We start from the raw sequence: 6,648 nt of genomic DNA, 5'->3' as shown, positions 1-6,648 counted from the left end.
GAAGCGAGATGCGCATTCTACGCAACTCTGTTTCAATGTCAACGTTTTATTTGAATTTATTTTAAAAGTTTTTAAAACTTTCGAAACGAACCTTTAAAACGTTAAGTTAACTAATTTAGCCTAAACCGCGCTAGATAACTCATTAAAACAACCTCTTCGACTTGTCCCGAAGAAGTGGAGCGCATTTTAGAGATTTTTGACCTCACGTCAACCGCTAATTGTCATTAAATTGCATAAAAGTGTTTGTTTGCTTTTTAATTGAACATACCGTATGTTTTTCACGCTAAATATGCAAAAGAAGCGCTAAACTAGCGCTTCTTTGAACTTTATCATTTGTACATTTATAAAATTTCAATCTGTAATAAAGTGTTTTAGACCTGCTTTATGAAAGCTTTTAGTTTAAATCATTTATTTAGACTAATTACTTTTTGACTTAGTGTTTTCATCAGTGCTATTCGAATCTTTACTTACATTGGCACTTTTAAAATCAGCATCTTGGTCGTCGCCGACTACATGCTCTAGTTTTAACTTCTTAACAGATCGAATAGTTGTAAACGGACCAGAGCAAGCATATAAACCAAATATTATTAGTAGGATATTTTCTGGGCTAGAAGCAACAACGACAAATGCTAATACTATAAGTAATACAACAACAAAGTTTACTTTACCTTTCCAGTCAACTTCTTTAAAACTGTTATATCTAAAGTTACTGACCATTAGCAGCCCCATTACAATGGTAATTAAACCAATGATATAGCCATAATCCTGCCCATTAATTTGGTATTCGCTTCCAACCCATATAATACTGGCTACAACACCTGCTGCAGCTGGACTAGCTAAACCTTGAAAGTATCGTTTATCTGCTATACCAACTTGGGTATTAAACCTTGCTAGTCGCAATGCTGCACAAGCTACATAGACGAAAGCAGCTAACCAACCAAATTTACCGAAACTTGATAGTGCCCAATTATAAGCAACAATACCTGGCGCAATACCAAAAGATAACATATCAGCCATGCTGTCGTATTCTGCGCCGAACTCACTTTGTGTATTCGTCATTCTAGCAACTCGACCATCTAAGCCATCAAAAATCATGGCAATAAAAATTGCAACAGCAGCACTGATAAAGTGACCATTCATTGATGATACAACAGCATAAAACCCCGAAAATAAACCTGCTGTAGTCAGTAAATTAGGTAAAAGGTAAATTCCGCGAGTTTGTAACGAATCATCATTATTTTTGTCAGGCATAGATAAAACCGTAAATAAGTTAAATAAAATTATAGGGGGATAATCTACCATAAGTTTATTTATATACGTTAGTTGTAGTACAAATGAATGATTAATAAAAAGATAAAAATTTGTAAACTTCTCTTTGTGTTGCTATAAAACACAGTAGATATTACATTTATGTCGTTATTAGTCATTTCAAATGTAATTAAATATTAGCAATATAAGAATTAATTTATGAATAGGTACCGTTATGAATATTAAGGCATTGTCGCTTTTTTCGATGATATTAGTGTATTCCGATGTTTTCGCAGCCGAACAAATCACTATTTATCGTTGGATTGACAAGGAAGATGTAGTCCATTTTAGTCAGAATCAACCTGAACATGACGATTACATTGAAGTTAGTATGGCTAATAATCAGAAATCTTCAGCCACTATAGAAAAAGATAAAACCGCGAATAGTGAACAAGTGAGTGACAATAGTCTTTTGTCAGCTGAAGAAAACAATGAAGCAATTGACAGTATGAATCAGGATAAATGTATTACAGCAAAAGATAATCTCAGCACTTTACAAAATTTTGATAAAATTCAATATAAAGACGAACAAGGTAATGTGAAAGTTTTAGGCGCCTTAGAAAAACAACAACAATTAGAGATGAATAAAAAGCAGGTAGAAGTTTATTGTACTGAGTAATGAACTCTATACTTCTACCTATTAAGCTTTAAACGCCCTTCTTTACAGTGAATAGCTTAATGTTCCAAATTATTAACAGTGAATGTTAAGCTATTGTCATTTAGTTCCACTAAAATATGATCTCCTGCTGAAAACTCATTTGCAAGTAACCGATGTGCTAGTGGATTTTCAATTTCATGTTGTATTGACCTCTTTAAAGGCCTAGCGCCAAAAATAGGGTCAAATCCGGCAGCTGCAACAAACGATAAGGCCTCTTCAGACACTGTCATGCTGATATCTCGTTCTTCTAATCGCTTGATCAAAGCTGATACTTGTATACTCGCAATACTTTTAATTTGTTCAGAAAGTAGCGGATGAAAAACCACTGTTTCATCAACACGGTTTATAAACTCTGGTTTAAAATGTTGACCAAGTTCAGCCATAACACGTGTTTTCATTTGCTGATATTGGCTGTCATCACCGTATTCTTGAATAATGTCAGAGCCAATGTTTGAAGTCATAATGATCACGGTATTTTTAAAATCAACGGTTCTACCTTGGCCGTCAGTCAGCCTACCATCGTCTAGTACTTGCAATAGAATATTAAAAACATCAGGATGCGCTTTTTCAATTTCATCAAGCAATATAACAGAATAAGGTTTACGCCTTACCGCCTCTGTTAAATAGCCACCTTCTTCATAGCCAACATAACCAGGGGGCGCTCCAACTAAACGGGCTACAGAGTGTTTCTCCATAAATTCAGACATATCAACCCGAACCAACGAGTCTTCACTATCAAAAAGAAAATGTGCTAAAGCCTTTGTTAATTCTGTTTTACCAACCCCTGTTGGCCCAAGAAATAAAAATGAACCTATTGGTTGATCAGGGTCAGCTAAACCCGCTCTTGATCTTCGAATAGCGTTTGACACAGACACCACTGCTTCAGATTGTCCTATTACTCGCTTGTGAAGGTTATCTTCCATGTGTAACAATTTATCACTTTCACCTTCAAGCATTTTTGCTACTGGTATTCCGGTTGCGCGACTTAATACGTCAGCGATTTCAACATCAGTGACTTTATTTTTTAATAAGGTCATTTCTTGCATTTCGGCTTGGCTCGCCAGATCAAGCTGTTTTTCAAGATCGGGGATACGGCTATATTGCAGTTCTGCCATGGAGTTTAGATCACCAACACGGCGTGCAGCTTCTAGTTCTATTCGAGCTTTCTCTAAGTCGGTTTTAATCGCCTGTGTACCATGCAGTGCCGCTTTTTCTGTTTTCCATACTTCGTCTAATTCATCATAACTAATTTGGCAAGTCGTTATATCGTCTGAAATTAGCTCTAAACGTTTTTTTGACGCGGTATCAGAATCTTTTAATAATGCTCTTTGTTCCAGTTTTAACTGAATTAAACGGCGCTCTAATCGATCTAAATGCTCTGGCTTTGAATCCATTTGCATACGAATACTTGATGCGGCTTCATCAATAAGGTCAATTGCTTTATCGGGAAGTTGTCTGTCACTAACATATCGATGAGATAAAGTAGCAGCGGCAACAATGGCTGGATCAGTAATTTCTACATTATGATGTAATTCATAACGCTCTTTAAGCCCGCGTAAAATCGCAATAGTGTCTTCTACACTTGGCTCTTCAACCAAAACTTTTTGAAAACGGCGTTCTAAAGCAGCATCTTTTTCAATATATTGACGATATTCATCTAAGGTAGTTGCGCCGACACAATGTAAGTCACCTCTAGCGAGTGCAGGTTTTAGCATATTTCCTGCATCCATAGCACCGTCGCCTTTACCCGCCCCTACCATAGTATGTAGTTCATCGATGAATAATATTACCTGACCTTCGAGTTGATTTAGCTCACTCAGAACAGCTTTAAGGCGTTCTTCAAATTCACCGCGATACTTAGCTCCAGCAACTAGAGCTCCCATATCAAGCGAAAGTACTCGTTTATTTCTAATGCCTTCAGGTACTTCGTGATCAACAATACGCTGTGCTAATCCTTCAACAATGGCAGTTTTACCTACACCAGGTTGACCAATTAATACCGGGTTATTTTTAGTGCGACGTTGTAGTACTTGTATTGTTCTTCTGATTTCATCATCTCGGCCAATTACTGGGTCTAGCCTACCTTGTTCAGCTCGTTCAGTTAAATCAACCGTATATTTGTCGAGTGCTTGACGTACTTCTTCTGCATTAGCATCATCAACATTTTTTCCGCCTCGAATGTGTACTATAGCGTCTTGTACGCGTTGCTCGCTTGCGCCAAGATTTTTGAGAATTTGGCCAAGTTTACCTTTATCTTGCAGTGCCGCCAGAATAAAAATTTCAGAGGAAATAAATTTATCGCCGTGCTTTTGTGCAAATTTATCACAAAGATTTAAAATGTTGCCCATAGCACCAGACAACTGAACTTCACCGCCGGTTCCAGAAACTTGTGCTAATTCATCAATAGCCGTTTCGACTTGAGTTCTTAGCGTGCGTACATTAATACCTGCACTTTTTAATAAGGGGATAATGCTACTGGTGTTTTGATTTAGTAACGCTAGCATTAAATGTATTGGTTCTATAAATTGATGATCTTTACCTAATGCTATTGATTGTGCATCAGATATTGCAACTTGAAATGTTTGAGTAAATCGGTCTAAACGCATTAACGTTCTCCTAATGCCATATTACTGGGCTTACAGTTTAGTTACCTTTGTTATAAGGACAGAATGAGGACTTTTCAAGCAGTGGCATGTAAAATATTTGATGCAGATCAACGAATGATAGATTAAAAGTAAGAGGTAAAACACGCTCATGAATTACTAGATATTATGCTCGCCATTCTTCCTGTTAAACCATCTCTTCGATAAGAGTAATATTTTTGATTCAAGGAAAAAGTACACTCATCAAGCGCAGAAATATTTTTAACGCCTAAATCTAAAAGTTGTAATTGCGCCATCATGTGTAAATTAGCAAGGTACTTTTTCTTATCACCTTTTTCTGATGATACAGGTTTAAAAGCTTGTTTGTACTTTATGGAGTTTTGGCAGAAAGCGTGTTTAACCTCCTCACCAACTTCAAATACATGCTCACCAATACAAGGTCCCAACCAAACATAAAGTTCATTTACTGGGCTATGCATTAATTTTAGTGTACGTTCAATAATATTTGCTGCTAATGGTCGCCAGCCAGCATGAATAGCAGCGATTTCGCTACCATCGCTATTAGAAACTAAAATAGGTAAACAATCTGCCGTCATAATAGCTAATGCTATTTTTTTATTACGCGTTATCGCGGCATCGGCTACCAAAGGTTTATCATGGTGTTGCTCAACTACAACAACATTATTTCCATGAACTTGAGTTAACCATTGAATTTTTGTTGCTACAGGCAAGTATGCTAAAAGTGACTTTCTATTTTGAGTAACGGTATTGGGGCAGTCATCAACATGATCGCCTAAATTAAAGGCATCAAACATTGAAAGTGACGGGCCAATACTGGTTTGAATATTATCAGCAAGTATTGTATTTTTAGCGCTTGTTGGCAAAGGGCTTTTAGTGGCTGATAATCGGTTAGTCGTAAAGGCCAACACCTTTGATGTTGGCCATTCAATAAACGTTATGTTATCAACAGATTTAGTAATCACTATCAACGAGATTATTTTTTGTATCTGTACGTAAGATATCAGCTAGTGCCACCATATCTTCAGGCACATCGGCATGCCATGTCATTTGTACGCCGGTAATTGGGTGGTACAAAGATAACATTGCTGCATGCAAAGCTTGACGTTTAAATTGACGTAGCATATCACGCAACTCTTCCGAGGCATTTTTCGGTGGACGAGGTCGGCCGCCATAAACAGGATCACCAACAAGTGGATGCGTTATATGCGCCATATGTACACGAATTTGGTGTGTGCGTCCTGTTTCAAGACGTAAACGCAAACGGGTATGCAACCTAAACTTTTCCATTACTCGGTAATGTGTCACCGAAGGACGACCTGAAAAGGTTACCGCCATATGTGTGCGTTTTGTTGCATGACGACCAATCGGTTCATCGACCAAGCCACCAGCGGTCATAATGCCATTTGCAATAGCTTCATACTCACGGGTAATTTCGCGCGCTTGCAATGACTCAACTAGGTTAGTTTGAGCTGCAATCGTTTTTGCTACTACCATTAAGCCAGTTGTGTCTTTATCTAAACGGTGCACAATACCTGCACGTGGCACAACATCTAGCTGCGGGCAGTGATGAAGTAAGGCGTTAAGCACTGTACCATCAGGGTTACCCGCACCTGGGTGAACAACAAAACCCGCAGGTTTGTTGATAACTAAAATATCGTCATCTTCGTAAACAATATTTAGTGGTAAATCTTGCGCTTTAAAACGTACTTCTGCTTCAACTTCTGTGTTGATGGCAATTAGCTCACCACCGAACATTTTTTCGCGAGGTACATCGACTACAATGTCGTTAACCGTTACATGACCGGCTAAAATCCACTCTTTTAAACGTGAACGTGAATAATCAGGGAACATTTCCGCCAAAGTCTGGTCGAAACGTTTGCCTAAGCATGATTCGGGAACCGTGTCCCGGTGTTGAATTATCTCAGCCATTAAACTCTCTATTAATTAGCACTGTGCAAGGCAGGATTGCTAGGTTAGAATGCCAGTGCTTATTTTACCTCTTTGCTAAAGCAATTACATTAAGTAATTATAGTGAGGAAGATATTTATTTTAACTAAA

The 6,648-nt window shown here is 37.8% G+C and carries 5 protein-coding genes; 1 reads left to right on the top strand and 4 read right to left on the bottom strand.

Translation table 11 applies throughout. The annotated features are described in order from the left end of the window. Positions 1 to 417: 417 nt before the first annotated feature. Positions 418 to 1,251 (bottom strand): CDP-diacylglycerol--serine O-phosphatidyltransferase, encoded by an 834-nt coding sequence (gene pssA / locus B6A32_RS15085; protein WP_085305566.1) that lies wholly within the window; start codon positions 1,249 to 1,251, stop codon positions 418 to 420. A gap of 232 nt (positions 1,252 to 1,483) precedes the next feature. On the opposite strand from pssA, the gene B6A32_RS15080 reads away from it, so the two are divergent. Next, entirely contained in the window at positions 1,484 to 1,927 is a 444-nt protein-coding gene (locus B6A32_RS15080) for a hypothetical protein (protein ID WP_085305541.1), read from the top strand. 56 nt (positions 1,928 to 1,983) lie between these two features. Here the strand turns inward: B6A32_RS15080 and clpB are convergent, their stop codons facing one another. From clpB to rluD, 3 genes are all read right to left on the bottom strand, one after another. Further along, positions 1,984 to 4,572, bottom strand: a complete 2,589-nt coding sequence (clpB, locus tag B6A32_RS15075) for an ATP-dependent chaperone ClpB (protein WP_085305539.1) — start codon at positions 4,570 to 4,572, stop codon at positions 1,984 to 1,986. Positions 4,573 to 4,718: 146 nt separating this feature from the next. Next, entirely contained in the window at positions 4,719 to 5,552 is an 834-nt protein-coding gene (gene pgeF / locus B6A32_RS15070) for a peptidoglycan editing factor PgeF (RefSeq protein ID WP_143327916.1), read from the bottom strand. Continuing rightward, a complete protein-coding gene (rluD, locus tag B6A32_RS15065) occupies positions 5,542 to 6,519 on the bottom strand; it encodes a 23S rRNA pseudouridine(1911/1915/1917) synthase RluD (protein WP_085305537.1) in 978 nt (325 codons plus the stop codon). The genes pgeF and rluD overlap by 11 nt, the downstream gene beginning before the upstream one ends. Positions 6,520 to 6,648: the final 129 nt, after the last annotated feature.

It is taken from the genome of Colwellia polaris, assembly GCF_002104515.1.
Taxonomy (GTDB): Bacteria; Pseudomonadota; Gammaproteobacteria; order Enterobacterales; family Alteromonadaceae; genus Cognaticolwellia; species Cognaticolwellia polaris.
Note: the sequence above shows the minus strand (reverse complement) of the source record. Positions and strands in the feature narration are given on the sequence as shown.